The sequence below is a fragment of the Nocardia sp. AB354 genome (assembly GCF_049538315.1).
Classification (GTDB): Bacteria; Actinomycetota; Actinomycetes; order Mycobacteriales; family Mycobacteriaceae; genus Nocardia; species Nocardia nova.
The window spans coordinates 21,519-43,999 of record NZ_JBMVFU010000039.1 but is presented as its reverse complement, the minus strand read 5'-3'; the positions used below and the strand labels follow the sequence as shown (position 1 = coordinate 43,999).

At 63.9% G+C, this 22,481-nt stretch carries 20 protein-coding genes and 3 pseudogenes; 13 read left to right on the top strand and 10 right to left on the bottom strand.

The genetic code is table 11. From position 1 onward, the window contains the following. Positions 1–9 precede the first annotated feature (9 nt). From ACPCUW_RS33825 to ACPCUW_RS33785, 9 genes are all read left to right on the top strand, one after another. Positions 10–855 carry an alpha/beta fold hydrolase gene (locus tag ACPCUW_RS33825; protein ID WP_423429402.1) on the top strand — a complete coding sequence of 282 codons (846 nt, stop codon included), beginning with the start codon at positions 10–12 and terminating at the stop codon, positions 853–855. Positions 856–975: 120 nt separating this feature from the next. Next, positions 976–1,896, top strand: a complete 921-nt coding sequence (locus tag ACPCUW_RS33820) for a VOC family protein (RefSeq protein WP_423429400.1) — start codon at positions 976–978, stop codon at positions 1,894–1,896. Beyond that, the gene (locus tag ACPCUW_RS33815; protein WP_423429398.1) at positions 1,893–3,134 is read left to right on the top strand and encodes an NAD(P)/FAD-dependent oxidoreductase; all 1,242 of its coding nucleotides are present in this window, start codon (positions 1,893–1,895) and stop codon (positions 3,132–3,134) included. Before ACPCUW_RS33820 ends, ACPCUW_RS33815 begins: the two co-directional genes overlap by 4 nt. A gap of 20 nt (positions 3,135–3,154) precedes the next feature. Further along, positions 3,155–3,487 carry a bifunctional 3-phenylpropionate/cinnamic acid dioxygenase ferredoxin subunit gene (locus ACPCUW_RS33810; protein WP_423429396.1) on the top strand — a complete coding sequence of 111 codons (333 nt, stop codon included), beginning with the start codon at positions 3,155–3,157 and terminating at the stop codon, positions 3,485–3,487. 111 nt (positions 3,488–3,598) lie between these two features. Next, on the top strand, positions 3,599–4,921 hold the full coding sequence (locus ACPCUW_RS33805; protein ID WP_423429395.1) for an aromatic ring-hydroxylating oxygenase subunit alpha: 1,323 nt from the start codon (positions 3,599–3,601) through the stop codon (positions 4,919–4,921). After that, positions 4,921–5,496: an aromatic-ring-hydroxylating dioxygenase subunit beta gene (locus ACPCUW_RS33800; RefSeq protein ID WP_423429394.1), complete on the top strand. Its 576-nt coding sequence runs from the start codon at positions 4,921–4,923 to the stop codon at positions 5,494–5,496. Before ACPCUW_RS33805 ends, ACPCUW_RS33800 begins: the two co-directional genes overlap by 1 nt. 31 nt (positions 5,497–5,527) lie before the next feature. Continuing rightward, positions 5,528–6,700, top strand: a complete 1,173-nt coding sequence (locus ACPCUW_RS33795) for an acyl-CoA dehydrogenase family protein (protein WP_423429392.1) — start codon at positions 5,528–5,530, stop codon at positions 6,698–6,700. Between the two features lie 51 nt (positions 6,701–6,751). Beyond that, complete coding sequence (locus ACPCUW_RS33790) at positions 6,752–7,642, top strand: VOC family protein (RefSeq protein WP_423429391.1); 891 nt, start codon at positions 6,752–6,754, stop codon at positions 7,640–7,642. 5 nt (positions 7,643–7,647) lie between these two features. Beyond that, positions 7,648–8,250 (top strand): NADPH-dependent FMN reductase, encoded by a 603-nt coding sequence (locus ACPCUW_RS33785; protein ID WP_423429389.1) that lies wholly within the window; start codon positions 7,648–7,650, stop codon positions 8,248–8,250. 105 nt (positions 8,251–8,355) lie between these two features. Here ACPCUW_RS33785 and ACPCUW_RS33780 read toward each other — a convergent pair whose 3' ends face one another. Then, positions 8,356–9,801, bottom strand: a complete 1,446-nt coding sequence (locus tag ACPCUW_RS33780) for an amidase (RefSeq protein ID WP_423429388.1) — start codon at positions 9,799–9,801, stop codon at positions 8,356–8,358. Between the two features lie 260 nt (positions 9,802–10,061). Here ACPCUW_RS33780 and ACPCUW_RS33775 point away from each other — a divergent pair. Further along, positions 10,062–10,402: pseudogene (locus tag ACPCUW_RS33775) on the top strand (hypothetical protein); the annotation flags it as partial. Between the two features lie 440 nt (positions 10,403–10,842). Here ACPCUW_RS33775 and ACPCUW_RS33770 read toward each other — a convergent pair. The 7 genes and pseudogenes from ACPCUW_RS33770 to ACPCUW_RS33740 form a co-directional block, all read right to left on the bottom strand. Next, positions 10,843–11,421 carry a YczE/YyaS/YitT family protein gene (locus ACPCUW_RS33770; RefSeq protein ID WP_423429420.1) on the bottom strand — a complete coding sequence of 193 codons (579 nt, stop codon included), beginning with the start codon at positions 11,419–11,421 and terminating at the stop codon, positions 10,843–10,845. Positions 11,422–11,985: 564 nt separating this feature from the next. Beyond that, the gene (locus ACPCUW_RS33765) at positions 11,986–12,288 is read right to left on the bottom strand and encodes a transposase (RefSeq protein WP_423429418.1); all 303 of its coding nucleotides are present in this window, start codon (positions 12,286–12,288) and stop codon (positions 11,986–11,988) included. Positions 12,289–12,330: 42 nt separating this feature from the next. Continuing rightward, positions 12,331–13,857, bottom strand: a complete 1,527-nt coding sequence (locus tag ACPCUW_RS33760) for a transposase (protein WP_423429417.1) — start codon at positions 13,855–13,857, stop codon at positions 12,331–12,333. 112 nt (positions 13,858–13,969) lie between these two features. Then, a pseudogene (locus ACPCUW_RS33755) lies at positions 13,970–14,203 on the bottom strand (transposase); the annotation flags it as partial. A 93-nt stretch (positions 14,204–14,296) separates the two neighbouring features. Continuing rightward, a complete protein-coding gene (locus tag ACPCUW_RS33750; protein ID WP_423429387.1) occupies positions 14,297–15,514 on the bottom strand; it encodes an IS110 family transposase in 1,218 nt (405 codons plus the stop codon). Between the two features lie 209 nt (positions 15,515–15,723). Beyond that, positions 15,724–16,551 (bottom strand): annotated as a pseudogene (locus ACPCUW_RS33745) (IS256 family transposase); the annotation flags it as partial. Positions 16,552–16,919: 368 nt separating this feature from the next. After that, positions 16,920–17,804: a hypothetical protein gene (locus ACPCUW_RS33740; protein WP_423429386.1), complete on the bottom strand. Its 885-nt coding sequence runs from the start codon at positions 17,802–17,804 to the stop codon at positions 16,920–16,922. Between the two features lie 556 nt (positions 17,805–18,360). On the opposite strand from ACPCUW_RS33740, the gene ACPCUW_RS33735 reads away from it, so the two are divergent. Next, positions 18,361–18,843, top strand: a complete 483-nt coding sequence (locus ACPCUW_RS33735) for a hypothetical protein (protein WP_423429385.1) — start codon at positions 18,361–18,363, stop codon at positions 18,841–18,843. An 89-nt stretch (positions 18,844–18,932) separates the two neighbouring features. Here the strand turns inward: ACPCUW_RS33735 and ACPCUW_RS33730 are convergent, their stop codons facing one another. Further along, entirely contained in the window at positions 18,933–19,463 is a 531-nt protein-coding gene (locus ACPCUW_RS33730; RefSeq protein WP_423429384.1) for a hypothetical protein, read from the bottom strand. A 677-nt stretch (positions 19,464–20,140) separates the two neighbouring features. Between ACPCUW_RS33730 and ACPCUW_RS33725 the strand changes: the two genes are divergently transcribed. Continuing rightward, positions 20,141–20,674 carry a PASTA domain-containing protein gene (locus ACPCUW_RS33725; RefSeq protein ID WP_423429383.1) on the top strand — a complete coding sequence of 178 codons (534 nt, stop codon included), beginning with the start codon at positions 20,141–20,143 and terminating at the stop codon, positions 20,672–20,674. Continuing rightward, positions 20,671–20,859 carry a hypothetical protein gene (locus ACPCUW_RS33720; RefSeq protein ID WP_423429381.1) on the top strand — a complete coding sequence of 63 codons (189 nt, stop codon included), beginning with the start codon at positions 20,671–20,673 and terminating at the stop codon, positions 20,857–20,859. The genes ACPCUW_RS33725 and ACPCUW_RS33720 overlap by 4 nt, the downstream gene beginning before the upstream one ends. 708 nt (positions 20,860–21,567) lie before the next feature. Here ACPCUW_RS33720 and ACPCUW_RS33715 read toward each other — a convergent pair. Beyond that, positions 21,568–22,416, bottom strand: coding sequence for an acyl-CoA thioesterase (locus tag ACPCUW_RS33715; protein ID WP_423429379.1), 849 nt, complete (start codon positions 22,414–22,416; stop codon positions 21,568–21,570). Positions 22,417–22,481 lie beyond the last annotated feature (65 nt).

Here is a 22,481-nt window from a genome sequence, read left to right as displayed (position 1 = left end):
AACCTCGAGATGTCTTTGCTCTCAGAACAATCCAGCGAGCGAATGCTCGAAGTGGACGGCAGCGCTGTCCACTTTCACGACGTCGGATCCGGGCCGCCCGTGGTCATCCAGCAGGCGTTCGGCCCATTGCCGGGCACTACCGCTTGGCTGACGTACCATCGCATTCTCGCGGACTTGACGACAAATTACCGCTGTATTCTGCTGGACTACCCGAACTTCGGGCGCAGCGCACCGCGCGAATTTCACGAACCCGTGCACGACTTGTATGTACGCAATACGATCGCCGTCCTCGATGAACTCGGATTGGACTCCGTAACTGTGCTGGGGGTTTCCACCGGCGGCACGGTCGCACTCGATATGGCGATAACCGTGCCGGATCGTGTGGATCGTCTCGTCATCGGAGGATGCAGCGCCTCCACGGGCGGCGACCCGTACCTGCTGTCGCCGGCGCCGACCGAAGTCGGGCGTCTGTTCGAGGAATGCCAGTCCGGCGCACCGGATCAGCGGGCGATCGCACGATTGTTGCGTGCCATCGTCTATGACGGTGAATTGATCGGCGACGAACTCGTCGCCGACTACTACCGCTGGCGACTGCGCGAACCGGAACATGCGGACGCTTGGGCGCGGTCGACGATCGTCGCTCGCGACAATTTGGAGAAGCTGTCATCGATTGCGGCTCCCACCCTCATCGTGCACGGCCGCTTCGACCGCATGGTGCCGTTGGAGGGTGCGCTGCTGTTGCTCGGCCGCATTCCCGCGGCCGATCTGGTCGTTTTGAACAACTGCGGACATTGGCCCCCGTTCGAGCGACCGCGTGAATTCCTCGCAGCCGTGCAGACATTTCTGGCCTCGTGAGTAACGCCGTGTTCCAGCAGGTGGATCGCACCCGTTGTGGGGGGACCGAGCATCACCGAAGCTGCGTTCACGCCAGGGCGAAGTATCCCTCGGCGTACTAATCAGGAAGGTATCGCGATCATGACTGAAGTTGTCGGGCTGGGCTACGTCGGCCTCTACGCGACGAATCTGCAGGCCTGGCGCACCTACGGTACCGAGGTCCTCGGGCTGCAGGATGTGTCGGCAACGGAAGGCTGTGACGAAACGGTCCTGCTGCGGGCAGACGAACAAGGGTGGCGGTTCGCGATCCATCGCGGTCCCGCGGGCGGCGCGGCCTACATCGGGTGGGAGGTGACCGACCGGAACTCACTCGACACCCTCGCCGAGCGTCTCAGCGCAGCCGGTGTGGCGGTCGCCGAGGACGCCGAATGCGCCGCTGCGCGCGGGGTGGAGGGACTACTGCACTGCACCGATCCCGACGGCCACCGCCTGGAGTTCTTCTACGGTGCCCGCATCCCCAAGCAGCCGTTCCTGTCGCCGCGTGGAAATCATTTCGTCACAGGCGATCTCGGTCTCGGGCACGTGTTCTTCTTCGTCACCGACCTGGCTGCGGCGAAGCAGTTCTACCTCGAGACCTTGGGCTTCCGGCTCAGCGACACCATCGAATTCCATGGACGTCAGGTGCATTTCCTGCACGTGAATCCGCGGCACCACAGCCTGGCGTTCGTTCAGAACAACGAATTGGCGCCTGCACTGGGCCATTTCATGCTCGAAGTGACCGACATCGACGCGGTGGGCCGGACGTTGGACGAGGTCGAAAGCCGTGGCGTGCCGTTGACCGAGACTCTCGGCCGGCACACCAACGATCTGGCGATCTCCTTCTTTATGGCGAATCCCTCTGGCTCCGAAGTCGAATTCGGCTACGACGGAAGACTCGTCGACGACGCGACCTGGCGGGTATCGAGCTACGACGCGACGAGTGTGTGGGGCCATCACCGTGAAAGGACCGCCTCCACGCATATGGGAACTAGCGCTGCCGATGCGACCGAAGGTGCGAAATGACCGAAACCTATGCGGTAATCGGCGCGAGCCTGGCGGGCGCCCGAGCCGTCGAGACGCTGCGTGCAGAGGGTTTCGACGGTCGCATCGTCCTGATCGGCGCGGAACACCATCTGCCCTACGACCGCCCGCCGCTGTCCAAAGAGGTGATCACCGGCCGGAAACAGCCACACGAGACGCTGATCCATCCGGCCCGGTTCTATTCCGACAACGACATCGAACTACTTCTGGGAACCCGAGCCACGCGCATCGATACCGCCACCCGCACCGTCGAACTCGACAGCGGCGCAGCCCTCACAGTCGACAAACTCCTACTGTGCACGGGTACCGCACCGCGCCGGCCCGACATCGCGGGCCTGCAGCTGGACGGAGTGTATTTCCTTCGCACGATGGAGGATTCGATCGCGATCCGCGACCGGCTGGGTCACGGTGGGTCCCTTGTCGTAGTGGGCGGCGGGTTGATCGGTATGGAGCTGGCCGCCGCCGCGGTGACGCTGGGTACGGCGGTCACTGTGCTCGAGCGCGACAGCGGGTTGCTGCGGCGCGTGCTCGGTGCACAGGTAGGCGACCGCCTCGCCCGCTGGCACGCCGACCGCGGAGTGTGTATCCGCACCGGTGCCGAGGTCGAGCGGATCGAGGGCGATCATCGGGTGCGCCGGGTATGCACCACAGACGGATTCACCGCTGAGGCCGATGTGGTGGTGATCGGCATCGGCGTCGCACCCGCCACCGGACTTGCCGATGACTGCGGAATCGCAATCGGCAACGGAGTGATCGTGGACGAATACTGCCGAAGCTCGGTCCCCGGGATCTATGCCGCCGGCGATATCGCTGAACACCCGGATCATCTCCTGCGCGAGAGCATTCGGCTCGAACACTGGCAGAACGCACAGAACCAGGCCATCGCAGCGGCCCGATCCATGGCGGGAAACGCACGACCCTACCGCGAGGTCCCGTGGTTCTGGTCCGATCAAGGCGACACCAATATCCAAGTCGCCGGGCACCCGCGCAGTGGTGATCGAACGGTGTGGCGGGGTGACCCGGAATCCCTGGAGTTCAGCGCATTCCATCTGCGTGATGGCCAACTTGTGGGTGCCGTTTCGGTCAACCGGCGCCGCGACGTTCGTCTCGCGATGCACTTGATCAGTCAGCGGACGCGGCCCGAACCGGCACTGCTGGCAGATCCATCCGTCGACCTTCGCAGTGTCGTCGACGGCACTGCCCCGGCGCCGACCCCGTAGCGGTCAGGAGGAAAACAGATATGACAACGACAAAGAAGTCGGAAAACCTTGTTCGGGTCTGCGCGGTCGCAGAACTGAGCCCCGGCAACGTGACTCGGGTCGATACCCAGCCGCCCATCGCCGTATACAACATCGACGGCGAATTCTATGCGACGGCCGACTGGTGTTCCCACGACAAATCTTCACTGGCCGACGAGGGCTTCATCGAGGACGGCCAGATCGAATGTGGCTGGCATTTCGCGAAATTCTGTATCAAGACCGGGGCAGTGACGGCGCCACCCGCGTCGACGCCCCTGAGCACATACGCGGTCGAAGTCCACGACGATGCCATCTATGTCGCTGTACCGGACTGAAATTGTGTTCCGAGGCTCAGAACAGCACGTGGACCGCGGATCCGCTCACTGCTTAGCTTGACCGCAGACTTCCGAACCGAAATATCGTTCTCGAAATGAAGGGAGATAGTCATGTCCGTCGACGCTGATTATCTGCGTTCGCTGGTGAATTGGGAAGAGGGCAGTATCGGCCCGGACATCTTCATCAGCGATGAAATCTACAAGCTGGAACAGGAACGTATATTCGGGCGTTCCTGGCTGTTTCTGGCTCACGACAGCATGATCCCCAACCCTCACGACTTCTTCGCAACCTACATGGGCGGAGATCCGGTGCTGGTGGTGCGCCAACCCGACGGGAGTGTCAAGGCGTTCCTCAACGTCTGCCGTCATCGCGGAATGCGGGTGTGTCGAGCGGAGGAGGGAAATACGCGCTCGTTCATGTGCACCTACCATGGCTGGACCTACGACAGCGCCGGCAAGTTGGTCGGTGTCCCCAATCTCGAAGACGCCTACTTCAACAAGCTCACGCTCGACGACAACGGGCTCGTGCAGGTGGCGCAAGTTGACAGCTACAAGGGGTTGATCTTCGGGAACTTCGACCCCGCGGCCCCGCCTCTGCACGAGTATCTCGGTGATCTGAAGTACTACATCGACGGGTGGGTCGACCACGCCGAGGGCGGCATCGAAGTCCTGCCGGGGGCGATCAAATGGACGATCAACGCCAACTGGAAGCTGGCCGCCGAGCAGTTCGCCGGTGATACGTATCATGCCACGACGAGCCACCTTTCGTCGTTGCTGTCCTTCGGCCCAGGGTTCGAGGCGAAGGACGGTGCGCACGTATCACTGCGCGAAGGGCACGGCGAGAGCTTCCTGTTCGAGCGACACACACGTTTCGCCGACGACCCGCTCGGGCAATACAACGAGCGCAAACGCAGGATTGCCCGCGAACGGGTAGGCGACCGGGCCGACATGGTCGCCAATTTCAATGCCTTTCCGAACTTCGCCGGCCTGCCCGGATCGGCCAACCTACGAGTATGGCACCCCAAGGGGCCGGGCAAGTTCGAAATCTGGTCGTTCACCGTCGTAGAGAAGGACGCGCCCGAGGAAGCCAGACGCGCACAACAGATTTCGGCGTCCTTCACCGAGGGCGCAGCCGGTGTCGTGGAGACCGACGACGGCGAGAACTGGGGCATGATCGGCGGAATTCTCGAACAGGGCTACCAGGCGCGGAAGATGGCCTGGAACTACGAAATGGGTTTGGGCACCGCCACAGTCCATCCCGAGTTTCCCGGTGAGTACTTCGACTCCTTCTTCGGTGAGGCGGGACAGCGCGGTTTCTACCGGCGGTGGCTGGAGTTCATGACAACCGAGGCATGGCCGGCCATTCCGGCCGCCGAACGCGCGCGCACGTCGGCCTCGCCGGTCACCACTGCGAGCGAAGCGGGTGGTCGGTGATGACAATCGGACAGCCTGTCGCCTCGCCGGACGCACAGCTACTGGATCGGATGGTGCTGCAGTACCGGATCGAACAGTTCCTTTATCGGGAATCCCGGCTCCTGGACCGATGGCAGTGGGGGAGTTGGCTGGAACTGTGCGCCGAGGACATCCTCTACTGGATGCCGATCCGCAAGAACCGGCTGCGCCGCCAGCGAGATCAGGACGAACTGCCACACGGCATCGAAATGGCCCACTTCTACGACAATTTCGATTCGTTGCGGATGCGGGTCGATCAGATGCACTCCGGCACCCACTGGGCCGAGGATCCGCCGTCGCGTTGCCGCCATCTGATCTCGAACGTGTCGGTGACACCGCGCGACGACATTACCTCGGCTGCGGGTGGATTCGCCGAGTTCGACGTCGTATCCAACTTCGTGCTCTATCGCAACCGGTTGGAAGCCGAGACCGACATCTGGGCCGGCGAGCGACGCGACGTACTGCGCCTGGTCGATGACGATTTCAAGATCGCGAAACGCACGATCCTGCTCGACCAGAACGTGGTGCAGTCCAAGAACCTCAGCGTGCTGTTCTAGCCCGCGTCGATCACGAAGGAGACGAATTTCCATGGTAGTCACCGATATCGACAGTGCCGCCGAGGTGACGCTGCACCGGCAACTGATCGAGCGCGCTCGAGCGCTCACACCGCGCGTGCGTGAGCTGGCCCCCGTGACCGAGGAATTGCGCACGGTACCGCGAGAACTGATCGACGACATCGTCGCGGCCGGACTGGGCGGCCGCATACTGGCACCGCGCCGATTCGGCGGAGACGAACTGTCGCTCGACACCATGTACGCGGTGTCGGTGGAACTCGGCCGGGGGTGCGCCTCGACAGCCTGGTGTGCCGCCTTGCTGCCTCATGACGCGCACATGGTCGGCTTCTTCCCGCAGGAGGCACAGGAGGCCGTGTGGGCGCAGGGACCGGATGCCTGCGTTGCCGCTTCTCTGGCGCCGGCGGCCACGATCGAGAAGGTCAATGGTGGATATCGTTTGACGGGCCGACACGGCTTCGCCAGCGGGGTGGACCATGCCTCATGGGTGGTCGTGAGCGGATTGATCAAGGACGGCGGCCCCCCGGCCAATCACCACTTCCTCGTACCCCGCGGAGACTACGTCATCGACGACGACTGGTATGCCGCCGGCATGCGCGGCACCGGAAGCAAAACCATCGTGGTCGACGACATCTTCGTGCCTGACGGGTTCGTCCTGCCGGCATCGGCGCTGGTGGCCGGAGACGGCCCCGGCTCGGAGATGAACACCGGACCGCTGTATCGACAGCCGCTCGCTGTGCACGCCGGTCTCACGTTTCTCGGACCGATGATGGGCACAGCAGCCGACGCCTACGACCACTTCGTCGACTGGGCGCGCGGGCGAGCACAGACCGCGAACTCCGAGATCGTGCAGGAGGCAGTCGCGAATACAGCCGCCGACCTCGACGCAGCGGAGCTGCTCGTGCAGCGCGCCCTCACATCCGTTCGTTCCGACCAGCGCCTCGAACTGGCCGATCGCGCATCCATTCTGCGCGACTACAACCGAGCCGCGGAACTGCTAGTCAACGCCGTCGACCGGCTGTTCGCCCTCAGCGGGACATCAGGGTTCAAGGAGAGCAGCCCCATGCAGCAAAAATGGCGCGACATCCACATGATGGCCAGCCACGTCTCCTTCACGCGGGCCAATTTCCAGCACTACGGCCGCATGGTGCTCGGACTCGACCGCGATTCGAAACTGGTCGTGTACTGAACTCGCGGCACACCTCACCTCGATCCACCGGACTCGGAAAGAAGCAGATCAATGGCCGCAGTCAGCCAACTCAGTTATGTCGTGGGGACGTCCAGCGATGTCCCGGGATGGAAACAGTACGCGACCGACGTTCTCGGCCTCGAGATCTCGCGCGACAGCGATGACAACCTGCTCTACGTTCGCGCCGACGACCGCCACCATCGGATCGGGGTTCGGGCCGGGCACGACGAAGACGTGGCATATGTGGGGTGGGACGTCACCTCGAAGGACGCGCTGGAGGCGGCAGCAGCTCGGCTGGAGGCGGCCGGTATCGCGGTGATCGCGGGCACGCCGGAAGAGGCCGCAGACCGTCACGTGATGGAATTCGTGCACTTCACCTGCCCGTACTCCGAAGTCCGAATGGAGCTCGCGCTAGGACACGAGAAGGTGTTCATGCCGCGGTTTCGGCCCTCCCGTGACCTGGCCGGCTTCAACATGGGAGAAACAGGAATGGGGCACGTCGTGCTCTATGCCGCCGATATCCTCGGAGCTGCCGAATTCTACTCACGCGTATTGGGTTTCGGCGTCAGCGACTTCGCGCATATCCCCAAAGTCGGACCGTTCGCAGTCTTCCTGCACTGCAACACGCGCCACCATTCGTTGGCATTCATGAACATCCCGGGAGCCCCACGTCGAATCCAGCACGTCATGTTCGAGACGATCAGCATCGATGACGTCGGCCACAGCTACGACCTGTGCCTCGAGCGCGGCATCACCAGCACCTCGACCGGCCGGCATCAGAACGACCATGTCTTCTCGTTCTACTTCCGCAATCCCTCGGGCTGGCATTTCGAATACGGCTGGGGGCCGCGCTCCGTCGAGCCGGAAACGTGGACCGCCGAAAACTATTCTCTCGGTTCGGGTTTCGCCTGGGGCCACGACGGCCTGATGAAGATGGTGTAATCGCCATGTCCCGAAACCACCAGCTATCGATCGTCGGCCTCGGCGGCACCCTGCGCGCCGCGTCATCGACGGAATCGGCACTCCGGCATGCGCTGGACGCGGCGGCCACACACGGCGCGCACACCGAACTGTTCGACGGTTCCGTCCTTGCGCGGCTGCCGATGTACGACCCGGACGCTCCGCGAGGCGCAGACGCTCGCCGACTGGTCGCCGCACTACGCACTGCCGATGGCGTCATCATCGCCTCCCCGGGGTATCACGGCTCGGTGTCGGGTCTGGTGAAAAACGCACTCGACTACGTGGAAGACCTTCGCGAGGACAGCAACCCGTACCTGACCGGCCGGGCCGTCGGCTGCGTTACCACCGCCTACGGCTGGCAGGCGGCGGTAACGACGCTGCAGACCCTGCGCAGCATTGTGCACGCACTGCGGGGATGGCCCACGCCACTCGGCGCCGCGATCAACTCGGCAACGAGCCGAATTGCCTACGGGGACAGACTCGACGACCACATCGAGTTCCAGCTGCAAACCGTCGGCCGTGAGGTGTGCATGCTCAGCGGAATGATGGACGAAAACCGGGCGGCACTGGTGACGAACAGGCCCAGCTGACCACTCGCCTGCCGGCACTCCCGGATCGGCCCCACGCGGGGCCGATCCGGGACTTTTGCCGTTGGCGTGGCAGTTGGCGTACCTCGGCCGCAATCTCCGGCGCGTTCAGAATCCCGGTGGCCGGCGGAACCCGCCGACCACGTCGGCGAGGCATCGTACGAACCGGACCGCTGTGCGGTCGTGCAAATAGGGCGCGATCACCTGGATGCCGACCGGTAGTCCGTTCCGGGTCGCGCCGATCGGCGCCACCGCTGCGGGCAGATGGTTGAGAGCGGAAGGCGCCATCCACGTGAGCATCTCGCGATACGGCCGATCAGAGCCGTCGATGTGCAGTGTCCGGACCGACCAGCCCGGGTCGGGCCGTTGGTCGTGGGGGAAAGCCGCCGTGGGACTCACCGGGCACAGCAGGACGTCGATGTCGTGGAAGAACTCGGCCCACCGGCGCCGGGAGCGTTGCCGCCGTTCGTCGAGGGTGTGCCAGTCGCGGAAGCGGATGGTCAGATCCGAGGCGAAGCCCGCGGCGGCATCGGAGGCGGCGAGATCCACCAGCGCGGCATACGACTCATCCGGCTCGATCAGGCCGCTCTGCGCCATCAGTAACGGTTCGTAGAGGGCCATCGTCTCCTCGAGCCCGACCGGGCCGCCACTCTCGACAACCAGGGCACCCGCCGCACGCACCGCGCCTACGGCCTCCTGCATGATCGCGACGAGCTCGCTGTCGACCGGACAAAACGGATCGTCGAGCCATGCCGCAACGCGAAAACCGCGCAGAGTACTCGATCTGGGCGCAGGCAAGTCGAGCCGCCATGCCGGGGCGCGCTCGTGGTCCGGTGCTGCGAGGACGTCGAGGCCGAGATCGAGATCGTCGGTGTGCCGGCCGAGCGGGCCCAGTACCGCCATGTCGAACTCCGCCAGCGTCCCGGGCGCATGCCCGGAAACGCTGCCGTATCTCGGAATAATGCCGTACGACGGGCGGAGCCCGTAAACGCCACAGAAATGCGCCGGCACCCGAATCGAGCCCGCAGTATCGCCGCCGAGTTCGAGGCCGGTCAATCCCGCGGCGAGGGCAGCCGCCGATCCGCCGGAGGAACCACCGGGACCCCGGCTCCTGTCCCACGGATTGATGGTGGTTCCGTACACGTCGTTGTAGGTTTGCCAGTCCCGAGCGTCTTCGGGCAGATTGGACTTGCCGAAGACGATCGCGCCGGCGTTCTTGAGTCGTGTGACAGCCTCGGCGTCACTGGTCGAGACATGATGGCCCCAGCGGGCCGAACCTCCGGTCGTCCGCATGCCCGCCGCTTCGAGGCTGTCTTTCACCGTCACCGGCACGCCATGCAGAGGTCCGAGCGGTTCGCCGCGGGACACAGCGCGGTCGGCCGCACGTGCCGCAGCTGTGGCTCCTTCCTTGTCGAGCGCGACGATAGCGTTTACCTCGGGATTGAACCGCTGCACGCGTTCGAGAAAATAGTCGAGCAGCTCGACACTCGATATTTCTTTCGCTGCGACAGCGGCAGCAAGCTCGCGTGCCGAGCGAAACGCCAAGTCGGACATGAGGCCTCCAGATACTGAACTGAACGACGGTGATGCCACCGCCGGGGGAGCGGTTCAGAATTGCCGAAGCACCAGCCCACACACCATCGCGTTGTTCCGCCTGACGAGACGCTCGTAACGGCCACGTCCGTACCGTGCCGAACAGCCCGACGGCCTCTTCACGCACGGCTGTCGTCTTCCTAACCACAATCGGTTCCGGCCAACCGACGGGGAAGTTGCACGCGGATCGGAAGGTTTGGCCGACGCCGTGGGCGACGACCCACACCACGTCCATCCTGCCGGGATGGCTGATCGGCGGAGCTGGTGGGGTTTCGCGTTGCCGGCCATCCTGTCCTCGGCGACAGCCGACCTGCCGCCTGCGCAATCCGCGACGGGCAGCGCGTTCGCCAACATGAGCCGCCAAATCGGCACCGCACTCGGAGTCAGCATCCTCGGTACACTGAGCGGCTACGACATGGCTCACAACGGATTCCAACCCGCCTGGTGGTTCCTCGCCTGCGCCGCGGCGGTTGGCGTCGCCACTGCACTGGGCGTGTCCCGGGCTGCTGAACACGATGCCGCGCACCCCGGGGTGAGGATGCGCTCCGACTCCGGGTACTGATGCAGTGATTAACAGTTTCGAAGCGTTCTGGCTTGTCAGCCGCGTGAACCACATGCAGACCGAGTCCGCGAGGACCCGGCGAACACTGATACCGGAAGCAGCGCGCCGCGCCGCCGCCGCGACCAAAGATCTACTCCGGCTTCATCATTCCCTCCTGCGCAGACGTCGAATCGAATCCGGCGATCGGGAATGGCCAGTCGTACTCCGTCATCTCGAACAGGCACACGCACTGACGACGAACGCGGCATCTGCGGCCGACCCGGAGCCTGTCAGGCAACAACAAAACACTTGTGGATACCGCTGGAAGTGGGTTTCCTGGTCGAGAAGTCGGCAGATACCACGTTCTCGAGCCACAGTGGCTGTCGGTATCAGACGGGGCGGAAGTCGTCACCATGACAGCGAGGGGTGGACCGGATGCCGCAGGGAAGTCGGGCTGCCCGCTACGCAGCCGGAACCTCCACCGCCTCACCGACGACAGGCGTCGGCTTCGCGAACCCCGGCAGGAATCGGTTCACCGCGGGGATCATCACATGGATCAGCGGACCGATTCCGAAGGCGTACACCAGTGTTCCGATACCGGCGCTGCCGCCGAGAAGGAACCCCGTCAGCAACACCGTCATCTCTATCGCCGTACGCACCACCCACACCGGTCGACCGGTGCGTCGAACCAGTCCAGTCATCAGGCCATCCCGCGGGCCCGGACCCATCCCTGCGCCGATGTACAACACACTCGCCACCGCGTTCAGCACGACCGCGGCACCCATGGCGCCGACCCGCACCGCCGGCGCGTCCCACGACGGCAGCCACGCCAGCCCGGCATCGACGGACACGGCTATCACCACGACATTGCTTACCGTGCCGAGGCCGGGCAGCTGCCGCAGGGGAATCCACGCCAACAGAACCGCGATGCCCGTCAACGCCGTAACGGCGCCGAAACTGATCGGCACATGCCGCGCCACACCCTGATGGAACACATCCCACGGATCCAGCCCGAGGTCGGCCCGTACCATCACCGCCATCGAGAATCCGTACAACCACAATCCGGCATACAACGCGATCAACCGACGAACCAGCACCGTCCCAGCGTGCCCGCGACCGGACACCGCAGCCAGAGCCAATGGTCGATCACTGGACCGCATTACGGCGTCCACCGCACAGGCCACTGCCGCACCGGCACACGATCTGTCAGGCCGTTCTCGTTTTGGCCGCTGGCATAGGTCGAGTGAGCGAACCTCGATATATCGTTGCCGAGCGCGGAATCTGAGCTATAAAACGCGGTCAGGATCGTCTCGTTGGTGGGTGCCAGGCATGCCGCGCTCACCCCAGCGCAGGGCAGCAGGTCGCTGACCTTGCCAGCCGGCACATCCGCTCCCGACTTGAAACTGCACACGGACCATGCCCACGCTGCCCGGTAACCGAATCCCCATTCGAACAACGCTCACGAGTGCCTCGCAAACGAACTTCACACCATCGCTGCCGACGTCGTCGAAACCGGCCGCAGCACCCTCGTCATCGGGACGACCTGACCGCGCTCACCGGGCCGACAGGGACTATCTCGTAATTGGTGTTTCCGGCGGTTTCTCTCAGTAGGTTCGGGCGTCGAGCCAGCGGTCGGCGAAGGTGATCGCGAACGCGTTGACCGCGGGCTTCCAGCGCATGGTCCATCGTGCCCGACCGTCACCGGTCGGGTCGAGCGATCGAGTCACCAGATACAGGCATTTCAAAGCGGCTTGCTCGGTCGGGAAGTGCCCTCTGGCTTTGATCGCACGCCGGTAGCGGGCGTTCAAGGACTCGATCGCGTTCGTCGAGCAGATCACCCGCCGTATCTCGATGTCGTAGAGGCTGTTGCGGAATTGCAGCAGAGTAGATGTGGACGCGGCGACCACGTTCGGCGACATGATGTCTGGATCGGCGGAGGGCCGAGGGCGTCACGCTGCGATGGTCGCTCGATGGATCTTCATGAGGTTGAATGCGGTTGCTGCCAAGTGCAATTCACTGGTGGCGTTGTCCAGGCCGCGGCGTGAGAATCGGTCGAGGATCTTCTTGAGGTTGCCGATGCCGGGCTCGACGGTTGCGCCGCGTCGCTTGTAGAGGGCTCGGCCCTGCGTGGTTCGCAGTCGGTGCCTGTTGACCTCTCGTGGAGTCGCGTCCCGTGGCGGCGGTCCCGCGGCGGGCTCGGTGGCGGCGGCGAGGGCCTGGTCGCGGTCCTTGCCGAGGGCTATGAGCCGGTCAGGTCCTGCCGCGTTCAGGTTCGCGTCGCTGCTGTAACCGGCATCAGCCAGCACGGTGCCGATCACATGGTCGACGTTCGCGGTGACGGCGAACATTCGGGCCGCGACGTCCTGCGCAGCCTGCATCATCGGGAGGAAGCAGGCTTGATCGTTGGTCGACTGCCCGACTTGAGCGGCGATGATGAATTGGTCACCGGTAACGGCGACTTGGGCGTTGTAACCCTGCAGGAATCCTTTGCGGGTCGGCATGACCCGCGACTGTGGATCGGTGGTGTTGGCGACCACTTTCGGCAGCGTTTTGCCTTCGGCAACCCGTTGACCGGCGGCCGCCGCAGCGGCTCGTTCTGCGTTGGCCACCACTTTTCGTGCTCGCTGAACGCGTGTGCTGTCTTCCATCGGTACTGGTGGGCGGCCCATCGGCTTCTTCCCGGCTGCGATCAATGCGGCATGGCGGTCCAGTTTCTCCTGGTGCGCGGCGATCTCGCGGGCCAAGTGGGCCCGCGCTTCGGGCAGTCGGTGCGGTCCCTCGGGAATCCGTCCGACAACCGGCATGCCCTGTTCCGATCGCCGGCGACGAGCGATCGCCGCTGCCTCACGCTGCTCGGCGGCCTTGTCGAGCCGCTGATGCCGCTCGTGCAACTCCTGGGCAGCTTGGCGGATTCGTTGGATTCGGCGAGTCCGATCACCCAGAGCTGCCGGAACACGGTCCACTCCGCTGCCGGAATCCTGTTTGTCGGCGTCCTCGGCTTGGTCGGTGGTCTCCGACTCGGCGACGATAGCGCCGACTTGGCGGTCGAACCATTCCCGGCCTCGGTTGGCGTCGATCGACGCATTCGCCGCGATCTTCGTCCCGTCGATCGCCACCGTCCCGAACCGACACAATCCTGCGTGGGCGGCGACCATCAACACCTGAGAGAACAAGTCGCTGAACACCTCTCGTGCCTCGGCACGGAATCTGGCGATCGTGGTGTGGTCCGGGCCATCTTGAGCGCACAACACCCGGAATGCGACATCGGTCGTGCACATCCGCTCGATCCGCCGAGACGAACGCACTCCTTGGCAATACGCATACACCATCAGCGCCAACAACATTCGCGGGTCATAACCCGCCGCGCCAGCCCCACCGCGCCGACGGGTGGCCCGCTCCAACCCGGTGGTGTCGAGAGCCTCCACAGTGTCGAGCACGAACCACGCCAGATGATCCTGTGGCAACCACTCGTGCATATCAGCCGGCAGCAACATCGGCTGATCACGCAGCACGGGACGATAGGACTTGGCCACGCCACATACTCCCAGCCAAACCCCCTCCGCAGCAATCGATTCTGCAACAGCCTCCGTAGTCGAGGAACGGGATGAATTCCTCCCATGCGTTGTTCCAAAGACGAATGATCGCACCGTATTTCGAGCCCCACTGCTCGGTCAGCTCGTCCAGCGCGGACCTGGCGGCCTCTGCGTTGACCGCGGTATAGATCGGCTTCACATCCCGTTTCAACGCGTCCCAGTGCTGCCGGGCGGCCAGCCGGAACGTGTTGCGTATCAAATGAATGATGCAGACTCCCGCTGTCAACCTGGTCCGATTGGGTTGCAGGTTCGGGAGAGCCGTAGTGATCGCATGATTGTGGCCCGCGTGCCGATGGCGACGCGCGGGTGTGTGATGTCCAGGTCAGGCGGTGGTGTTGGTCGTGTGCCTGTCTGGGTCGTAGGTGGTGCGATCTTGCCAGCAGCGCCAGAGCACTCGAGTCCAGCGGGCGCCGACGCCTCGCAGAGCTCGGTATTTGCCCTGTCCGCGGGCGCGGCCTTGTTCGTAAGCGGCAGCTGCCCAGTGGGTTTCGCGGGTCGAGACGAATGCCCACCAGTCGATGGCGTGACGCATGCGGTGGTTGCAGGCGTAACGGAATCGGACTTGGTGCATTCGGCCCGACGCTCGGGTGACCGGCGACAGGCCGGCCTCGGCCAGCAGGACTCGAGCGTCGGGATAATGGGCGCGGTCGTCGCCCATCTCGGCGATCAGCGTCGCTGCCACGATCGGTCCGATGCCAGGAAAGCTGAGGAATGTCGGTGCGTCCGGATGGGAGCTGAGCAGTTCGTCGATGTGCTTGTTGCAGGCCCGGACATGCTGGTTCAGCATGCGAAGTTGCTCGGCGAACAGTTGCGCGGTGAACTGTTTGCCCGTCGTGGTTCCTTCGGACGCGGCGAGCAGATGCGGCTGAATCCGCTCGACCAGCTGGTCAGCGGGAACGCGCCCGGTATAGCTGTGTCGCCGACAGAACGCGTCCATCCGCTTGACTCCGATGCGGGCGGCCTGCGCAGGTGTCGGGTAGTCGGCGAGGAAGTCGAGCGTGATGTCGCGATCGAGCGTGGAGAACAGGTGCAGTGGCGCGGGGTGGTATGTCTCGAGAATCGCGCGGAGCTGCGATTCGACGCTGCGCTGAGACAAGATGATCCGTTCCCTGTCCCGGATAACGGCTTTGAGCTCGGCTGTTTTCAGCGACAGGACCGGCAGCGGCCGCCAGTGTTGGTGTTCGTGACGCAGAGTGTCGGCCAGGACGAACGCGTCGAAGGAGTCGGATTTGGTCGCCGAGAGCCGGTAGCGTTCGCGGGCGCGGGCCGAGATCTTCGGCGACACACAGTAAACCGGCAGGCCGCGCAGTTGCAGGTGTTCGACCAGTAGGCCCTCTCCCCGTTCGATCGAGATTCGGACTCCGGGGACGTCGAGCAGTTCGTCCAGGTCGGCGAATCCGCCGACGTCGTGCCCGAGTCGCTTCTGAATGATCACCTTGCCGAACTGGTCGACAAGGCATATCTGATGATGCGTTCCGCCCCAATCGATTCCGGCGAACACGGACGGCTCGGCCGGATCGGGGCCAGTGATGTGAACCAACGATGCTCCTGCATGGGAAATCGGCCATCGCTCGGCCGGCTTCCCCGGAACCTCATCTCGGCGCTCGAAGCGCAACTCCCGCTGGCCGATGTGAAGCCCGCCACCACCCGGCCCGACGGGTCTGCGTCTGGACCTCGAAGGTTGCACGTCTGCATAGGTCGTGACCGGGTGGCGCGAGTGACCGCCGGGGCCATCCCGGCGCAGTCATTGTGGACGGATGAGGTCTGGACCGTGGCCAGCGGCCACACGTTCCCGACGACCTCCGGCAGGCCTTTCAAACCGTCGCAGACCAGGAAGAACACGTCCTTGACCCCGCGGTTGCGGATCTCGGTGAGCACGCTCATCCAAAATTTCGCGCCCTCACCACCGGTGCCGGCCCACAAGCCGAGGATGTCATTCTCACCGGTGACCGTCACTCCGATCGCGGCATAGATCGGCCGGTTGGCGACCTGACCATCTCGAACCTTCACCACCAGCGCGTCGATGAAGATCGCGACATAGACCTCGTCCAGGGGCCGGCTCGACCATTCCTGCATCTCCTCGATCACTTTGTCGGTGATCCGGGAGACGGTCTCCTTGGACACCGACGCGCCATAGATCTCGGCGAAATGCGCCGAGATCTCCCCAGTGGTCAGGCCTTTCGCATACAACGACAGCACGATCTCATCGACCCCGGTCAACCGACGTTGCCGTTTTTTCACGATCTGCGGTTCGAAGCTGCCATCCCGGTCGCGGGGCACTTCGATCGGCACGGGCCCGGTCGTCTCGGTCAGCACCGTCTTCGGTCTGGTCCCGTTGCGCACATTGAGCGAGTCCCGTTCGGCGGGAGCCTGATTCGGCTCATAGCCCAGATGCTCGGTCATCTCCTCGTTCAACGCCGTCTCCAGGACGGTCTTGGTGAACTGTTTGAGCAGCCCGTCCGGCCCGGTCAGGGACAAGCCCTGCTCCTTGGTCATCCGGACCAGCTCCACCGCCGCCAGCTGTTCGGCCGAAGCCTCAGCCTTCTTCCTCGCCACGGCATCAAGTGTCGTCATCACGGCACCTTCCCGCTGACCATCCGATCAGCGAATCAGGCCGGAAACACCGAAGAATCCACAGTCCCGGCCGACAACTCGGCGGCGCGCGTGGTCGCCGAGTCGGTCGATGTCGTAGTCGGGCACCGAGCTATGATGCCCCAATTACCCTCCGCCGTATCAGCTTTGATCTGGTGTCGAGCCGTCGCCCCCCGGTTTCGCCGTCGCCGCGGTGGTCGCTTTTGACGGCGCGATATAGCGAACTTCTGGTCATCGGTCCTGTTCCAACGCTCGTCGACTCCGGACGTTCGGCGACAGCACTATCATCGCGCGTCCGGGTTATCGTCTGCTCGTCGCCTGAACTTCCTAGCCCATCGAAGAATTGGCGCCAATCAGTCGTCGTCTGGTTCGTGGTCTAGGTGTGCGGTGTTGCGATAGAAGGCGTCGGCGGGGGTGGTGACGATGGTGGTGTCGTCGTGGTGAGTGGTGGCCGCGAGGTCGAGGTGCCCGTCGCGCCACCAGTAGATCGACTGGTTGAGCGGCCAGGGATCCTCGGCGTGCAGGGCGGCGAGCCGCGCTAAGACGGTGATGGCCTTCACGACGTCGATGCCGGTGACTGGGTAGGCGTAGATCGATTCTTTCGACGGCATGGTCAGTACGGCCCCGCAGGGCCCGGTGACCGGGTGGTACCCGAGCCAGAGGGCGTGGGCGGTCAGGTACTCCGGGCCGGTCAACAGGGCTATGGGCGAGAGCTTTCCGGCCATCGGCACTCCATCGAACGAGTCGTATTCGATGTGGACTGCGCCGTCGTTGCGAACGTTGGACTCGGCAAGGTCGAAGAGTTCCCATTCGCCGATCGGCCACTCTGCGAGCATGTCGTAGGTGACGGGGGTGGCTATGTGGATTCGGTCGATGACTACCCGCTGGATCAGTCCTGGCGCAACGATGCGCCGGACTCCGTTGGCCCCGATCGACATGGTGCCGTAGAGGCGGGTGCGTACCAGATGGCGCATCATGGCGAAATCGGTGTAGTCGAGAGGGTCGTCGCGGTCTGCCTCGATCGTGACCGCGATGGTGTCGAGATGGTCGGCTACCACCGCCGGCCACTGGTGTGGCGGATAGGTGGCCACCAGGCGTCGAAGATGGCTGGGCGCTACCGTAAAGGACAACTGCCCGTCGACCTCGACTGTGTCGGGGCCGGTCAGCTGGCAGGAGTAGCCGCGTGAGCGTGCGACGGTCCACAGCAGCTGCAGTATTTGATCCGACTCGACTGTCATCCGACCTCCCTTGGTCTCAGCTTTCACCGGTCCATGGAAAGCGTCCGGCGAGGCGAAGCTCAGTGTGGCGTGGAGGTCTGACACTCAGCGGCGCTCTGTGTCGTGCATGCGCGGGGGAGGCCTGCAGGAAAACGGGAGTGAAATCTGCACCTGTATCGCATGATTTGCGTGTCGACGGGGCTCCATCTGGAGGGCTGTGGTCCAGTGGGTTGACCGGCCTTTCGAGGGGTGCCTCATCGCCAGTGATACTCGCCGAGGCCATCGCGTTCGAAGTGCGCAACCGTGGCGCCGCCGCCCTTGGCGGCGGCCCATAGTTGAAGTGGCGACTCCTGGTGAAAGAACGGCTCAGATGGTCCAGACCGGCGAACCGACCGACACTGCGGGCTGCGAGAGCATTGGGGAGTGGCGCCTGCTGATTCGGTAACGCCGACGCGGTCGGCGGAGACATCAGGTTGTTGGAGCGGGTCGCCCACCGCGGCCGCCACTTTGCACGAGGGGAGTTCCGCTGTCTGGCAACAATGAACGTCATCTCATCGGCAACAGCAATGGCGACCGGGTGTCGCTGTTCTTCGATGGTCGGGTCAAAGTTTGGTCGACGACTCACTTGTGGTCTGTCATGGATCGGCGCCGTCACAGCGCCCTTGGAGAGATTGTCCTGCTCGGGGTCGGGCAAGAGCTCGCGGTGCCGGGGCCGACTGAACGGCAACAGCGTCCTCAGATTGAAGTGACGCTTGATCCGGGTGCTGGCCATGTCGTCGCGTCGACGATTGCCGGGGATAACGGCACCTTTGTTCAGCTCTTCCATGATGGCGGCATAGCCGTCGGTAACGATGGGCGCGACATCGGGCAGATTCTGAACGCTGGGAGAGAAGCCAACTCGGCCCGTAGACGCAATGGGGTCGGCGGCTCGGTGATGATCGCGTTCGACGGGAGCTACCGTCCTCGAAATCTCCGAGAAGCCGACCGGTACTTGGCCATTCCGGAAGTGACGCCTCCGGTGGCATTTCGGCTGTATCCGGACGAGTTCGAGATTGTGTGAGCGATCGGTCCGTGCACTATCTGCTGCAGAACCCCCGCCGCCGGCATAACCGGGTGGACTGAGGAGCCGGGCCAGTGTGGTGGGGGCCGTCACCGTCTTCCGAGTGTCGGCTGGCCGCCGGTGACGATACGTACCCACAGTCTCGGCGGGCGCGGAGCGGCGGCGCGGTTTGCGTTGATCACCTTCTCGAGTCTGTGGCGCGTGGCATCGGGGGGCCTGAGTTCCCGTTCCTTGGTGGCTTTTTCGAGTCGGTTGACTGTGGCGCGTGCTTGTTCGTGCAACGGTTTCCATCGAGACCCGAACTGCATGGCCAGTTGCTGGACCTCGGCGATGAAGTCGGTGAGTTGACCGGCCATGACCTTCGCGGCCGCTACATCCGGGATATCGAGGTCGATCATGACGTGGGCGTCGTTGCGGAGCTGTCGGTACCGCGCTGCAGACTTGCTGTAACGCGGAGCGGCGGTCGGCTGCTGTCGGCGGTCGGGCGGCTTCTCCCGCTGGCGTCGTCGGTTGCCGCCGTTCGTGATTCGCGTGTAGGTTCCTGCTTTCAAGCGGCGAATCTTGCGTTGGTTGCACAGGTCGCGCAGTATCTCACTGGCGTCATACGCACTGATGTCCATAGCAGCAGCTAGTTCGATAAAACTCGTCTCCTCGGGCCTGGCTTCTACGAATGCGAGCGCGGCTGGGTGTATTGGCGATTCGGTCAATGATCTTCCCGCGAACGCGACGCTGTTGGCCGCGGACTCCCAGCGGGAACGTGGCGGGCAAGCATCGATGGGGAAGTGGTGCGCGCGTGGCCGACCATGACTTGGCTGGGAACGCAACGTAGGCCTGGTTGTGGCCTTTCGCTTGTCGTGGCAGTCGCTGTCGGCGCAAAGCTGATGGGGCAAAGTAGCCGGTCCGAGGTTGCCATGTCCGATTAGTCGGATTGGCGGCATCGGTTGTTACGGGGTGGAAACAGTCGTCTGGGCGAGTTCAGGCCAGATCCTGGTCCTCGACAGTCGTGGGCCTGCTGAGTGGGCTCACCTTCGGTGCCCGCTTCCCGTTTGGTTGTGCAGGCCCTCTACCCGGTCAACGCCAACGCAACACCGACACGTCGATAGCCCTACGAGACCGTGTATTGCGGAAGCCATCGGATTCGCCCGCTCTCAACTTCGCATCAGAGTGAGGGGCCAATCGTTCCGTGTGGCAGAAGTTGGTCCACCTCAGTCCTGGAACCCCGCGGTGCCGGACTCGCGCTGATGTACCGCCGGGCCGCTTCGCGCCGATAACCCCCGACTCGAAGGAAGGGAACAGCATGAAGCGAGACACACGCATACTGCTCGGCCTCGGAATCGTCTGCGCCCTGCTCATAGTGGTGGCCGGACTGACGTATTCGGCGATCAAGCCACATCGAAGCGCGGACGCTGTCATGCCGGACCTGCGCGGTGTCTCACTGACCGACGCGCGTAAACGACTCGCCGACCTCGAGTTGAAGGCGCAGACGGTGGACGACACCGGCAACGGCCGACACGTGATGTTCGACAGCAACTGGACAGTCACCAGCCAAACCCCCTCTGCCGGAGCCACGCTCGCTGACCTGAAGAAGATCACCCTCGGTGTAGTCAAGAAGGGCGAAGCCCCGCGCGCGGCCACCTCTGGTACCCCCTCGCCTACGACCAACTCCTCGGTGAAGACCTCCACCACCGGGGGCAGTCCCGGGTGTATGTACGTGGTCTTCGGGGAGCTGAGGACGCCGAGCGCACCGCGTGGCGGACAATTGGTGGTGGAGCGCGTTCGGCAAATGGGGGCGCGGCAAGAACGGCAAACCCTGGCCACCCGTCCACGATGACGTGGCGCAGCGAAACTTCACCGCTGACGAACCGAATCGTTTGCGGCTCAGCGATATCACCGACCATCGCCCTGATGAAGGAAAGCTGTCTTTTGTGTGCGGTTGAAGATATCTTCTCCAACCGGATCATCGGTTACTACATCGATTCGCGGATGAAGTCTCGACTGGCGGTGACCGCGCGGTGAACAATGCCGTCACCCGGCGCGGTGATGTGGCGCGTGACGTTTTGCATACCGACTCCGGATCTCAATTCTGCTCAGAGAGATTCGTGTGCGCGCTCAATCGTCACCTGGATCGAAGCACCTACCACCGTCGGCACCGACAAGCACGGTTCGGCCGATCGACCCTGATCGAATTCGACACCATCATGACCTCAGCAGCACGACAGCCTGCCTAACCGCTGCCACTCGATCCTGCAGCAGCCCCTCTTGGCGGTTCCGCCACTGGATCGCGAAATAGTTGCTCACATGGCAACGGAGGTAGGCGGCTCACGTCGCAGAGTGGACTGATCACCAACTCAATCGCTTCCCGGCGCTTCTGTCCCCATTCCGAGCAGAACGTACTGGCCGCTTCATGTGAGGCGCGGAAGTCGAGAACCATGCCACCGAGCCAGATCCGAAGTTGCACATCGCCTTCGCCGCGAGCGCACACTGCTGAGCACATCAAGAATTACCTCATCGGCGCCGAGTTGGCGATGGTCGTTTTCCATAGTGGCCGCTGCGGCCGTCACCGCGGCCCGTTCGTCTCGGGTGCCGAGCCGAGCGTCGGACGGCGGAGTCGTGGCGCCGGCCCGCAGTGGCCAGCCGGTGCACCGTGGCGCCACCGAAGCCCCGGGCGGCACCGGTGACGGTGGTGAGCGGGGAAGCGCATGGACCGTCTGACGCTGCTCCCGTTCACGACATCAGGCGGATCATGCCCTCTTGAACTACGGTGGCCAGATGCCTGTGGTCGCGGGTGAAGAATCGACCCGAGGCGAGACCGCGACCGGATTCGACCGAGACCGCCTCCTGGATGTAGAGCAGCCAGTCGTCGACCGGCCCTGGACGGTGAAACCACATCGCGTGGTCGAGGCTGGCGGTGACCAGCTTCGGGTCTGCCCAGGACAAACCGAGCACGCGCAGCACCGACTCGAGGATCGTGTAGTCGCAGACGTACGCGAGCGCAGTCTGGTCCCGCTGTTGGTCGGACAGGCCTTCGACCGGTCGAAGTGGGTCGAACGGCTTCACCCACACCGCCTGATGCGGCACCCGCTCGCCCTCGACGGTGAGATATACCGGGCCGGGGACGTGGCGCATATCGAAGCTGCGGCCGCGCGACCAGTAAGCCTTCGACTCCGGCGTCATCGAGCCGCCGGCGCGGTCGGCCAAATAGGCCGCGGAACTGGGCAGGTCCTCCGGATCGAGGAGTCCGGTGGGAAATTCGGCCTGATGCGTGCCGCTGGTCTCGCCCGCGGCGAAGTTGGCAAGGCAGACGTAGATCGGCTTGCCGTTCTGGTATCCGCGCACCTGCCTTGTGCTGTAACCCCGGCCATCACGTAGCACCTCAACCTCGTACCGCACGTGCGCGCCGATATCCGCAGGTCGCAGAAAGTAGCTGTGCATCGAGTGCACCGACTTGCCGTCGGTGACCGATTGCATCGCAGCGGTTGCGGCTTGGGCAACCAGATCCCCGCCGTATGCCTTGGGCCATGGGCAGCGCTGGGTCGTCGCGGTGAATGCGAGGTCGAAGTGCAGCGGCTCCACCGGAGTCAGAGTGACGGCGTCGGTGAAGATCGCGGACGTTTCCAGGGCAGCAGTCTCCATATACT

What these genes read in the sequence shown, in the direction of transcription:
- ACPCUW_RS33825 (WP_423429402.1), top strand. Translation starts at nt 10, where the DNA reads ATGTCTTTGCTCTCAGAACAATCCAGCGAGCGAATGCTCGAAGTGGAC.
- ACPCUW_RS33820 (WP_423429400.1), top strand. Translation starts at nt 976, where the DNA reads ATGACTGAAGTTGTCGGGCTGGGCTACGTCGGCCTCTACGCGACGAAT.
- ACPCUW_RS33815 (WP_423429398.1), top strand. Translation starts at nt 1,893, where the DNA reads ATGACCGAAACCTATGCGGTAATCGGCGCGAGCCTGGCGGGCGCCCGA.
- ACPCUW_RS33810 (WP_423429396.1), top strand. Translation starts at nt 3,155, where the DNA reads ATGACAACGACAAAGAAGTCGGAAAACCTTGTTCGGGTCTGCGCGGTC.
- ACPCUW_RS33805 (WP_423429395.1), top strand. Translation starts at nt 3,599, where the DNA reads ATGTCCGTCGACGCTGATTATCTGCGTTCGCTGGTGAATTGGGAAGAG.
- ACPCUW_RS33800 (WP_423429394.1), top strand. Translation starts at nt 4,921, where the DNA reads ATGACAATCGGACAGCCTGTCGCCTCGCCGGACGCACAGCTACTGGAT.
- ACPCUW_RS33795 (WP_423429392.1), top strand. Translation starts at nt 5,528, where the DNA reads ATGGTAGTCACCGATATCGACAGTGCCGCCGAGGTGACGCTGCACCGG.
- ACPCUW_RS33790 (WP_423429391.1), top strand. Translation starts at nt 6,752, where the DNA reads ATGGCCGCAGTCAGCCAACTCAGTTATGTCGTGGGGACGTCCAGCGAT.
- ACPCUW_RS33785 (WP_423429389.1), top strand. Translation starts at nt 7,648, where the DNA reads ATGTCCCGAAACCACCAGCTATCGATCGTCGGCCTCGGCGGCACCCTG.
- ACPCUW_RS33780 (WP_423429388.1), bottom strand. Translation starts at nt 9,801, where the DNA reads ATGTCCGACTTGGCGTTTCGCTCGGCACGCGAGCTTGCTGCCGCTGTC.
- ACPCUW_RS33770 (WP_423429420.1), bottom strand. Translation starts at nt 11,421, where the DNA reads ATGGCGGTGATGGTACGGGCCGACCTCGGGCTGGATCCGTGGGATGTG.
- ACPCUW_RS33760 (WP_423429417.1), bottom strand. Translation starts at nt 13,857, where the DNA reads ATGCACGAGTGGTTGCCACAGGATCATCTGGCGTGGTTCGTGCTCGAC.
- ACPCUW_RS33740 (WP_423429386.1), bottom strand. Translation starts at nt 17,804, where the DNA reads ATGACAGTCGAGTCGGATCAAATACTGCAGCTGCTGTGGACCGTCGCA.
- ACPCUW_RS33730 (WP_423429384.1), bottom strand. Translation starts at nt 19,463, where the DNA reads ATGGACATCAGTGCGTATGACGCCAGTGAGATACTGCGCGACCTGTGC.
- ACPCUW_RS33725 (WP_423429383.1), top strand. Translation starts at nt 20,141, where the DNA reads ATGAAGCGAGACACACGCATACTGCTCGGCCTCGGAATCGTCTGCGCC.
- ACPCUW_RS33720 (WP_423429381.1), top strand. Translation starts at nt 20,671, where the DNA reads ATGACGTGGCGCAGCGAAACTTCACCGCTGACGAACCGAATCGTTTGC.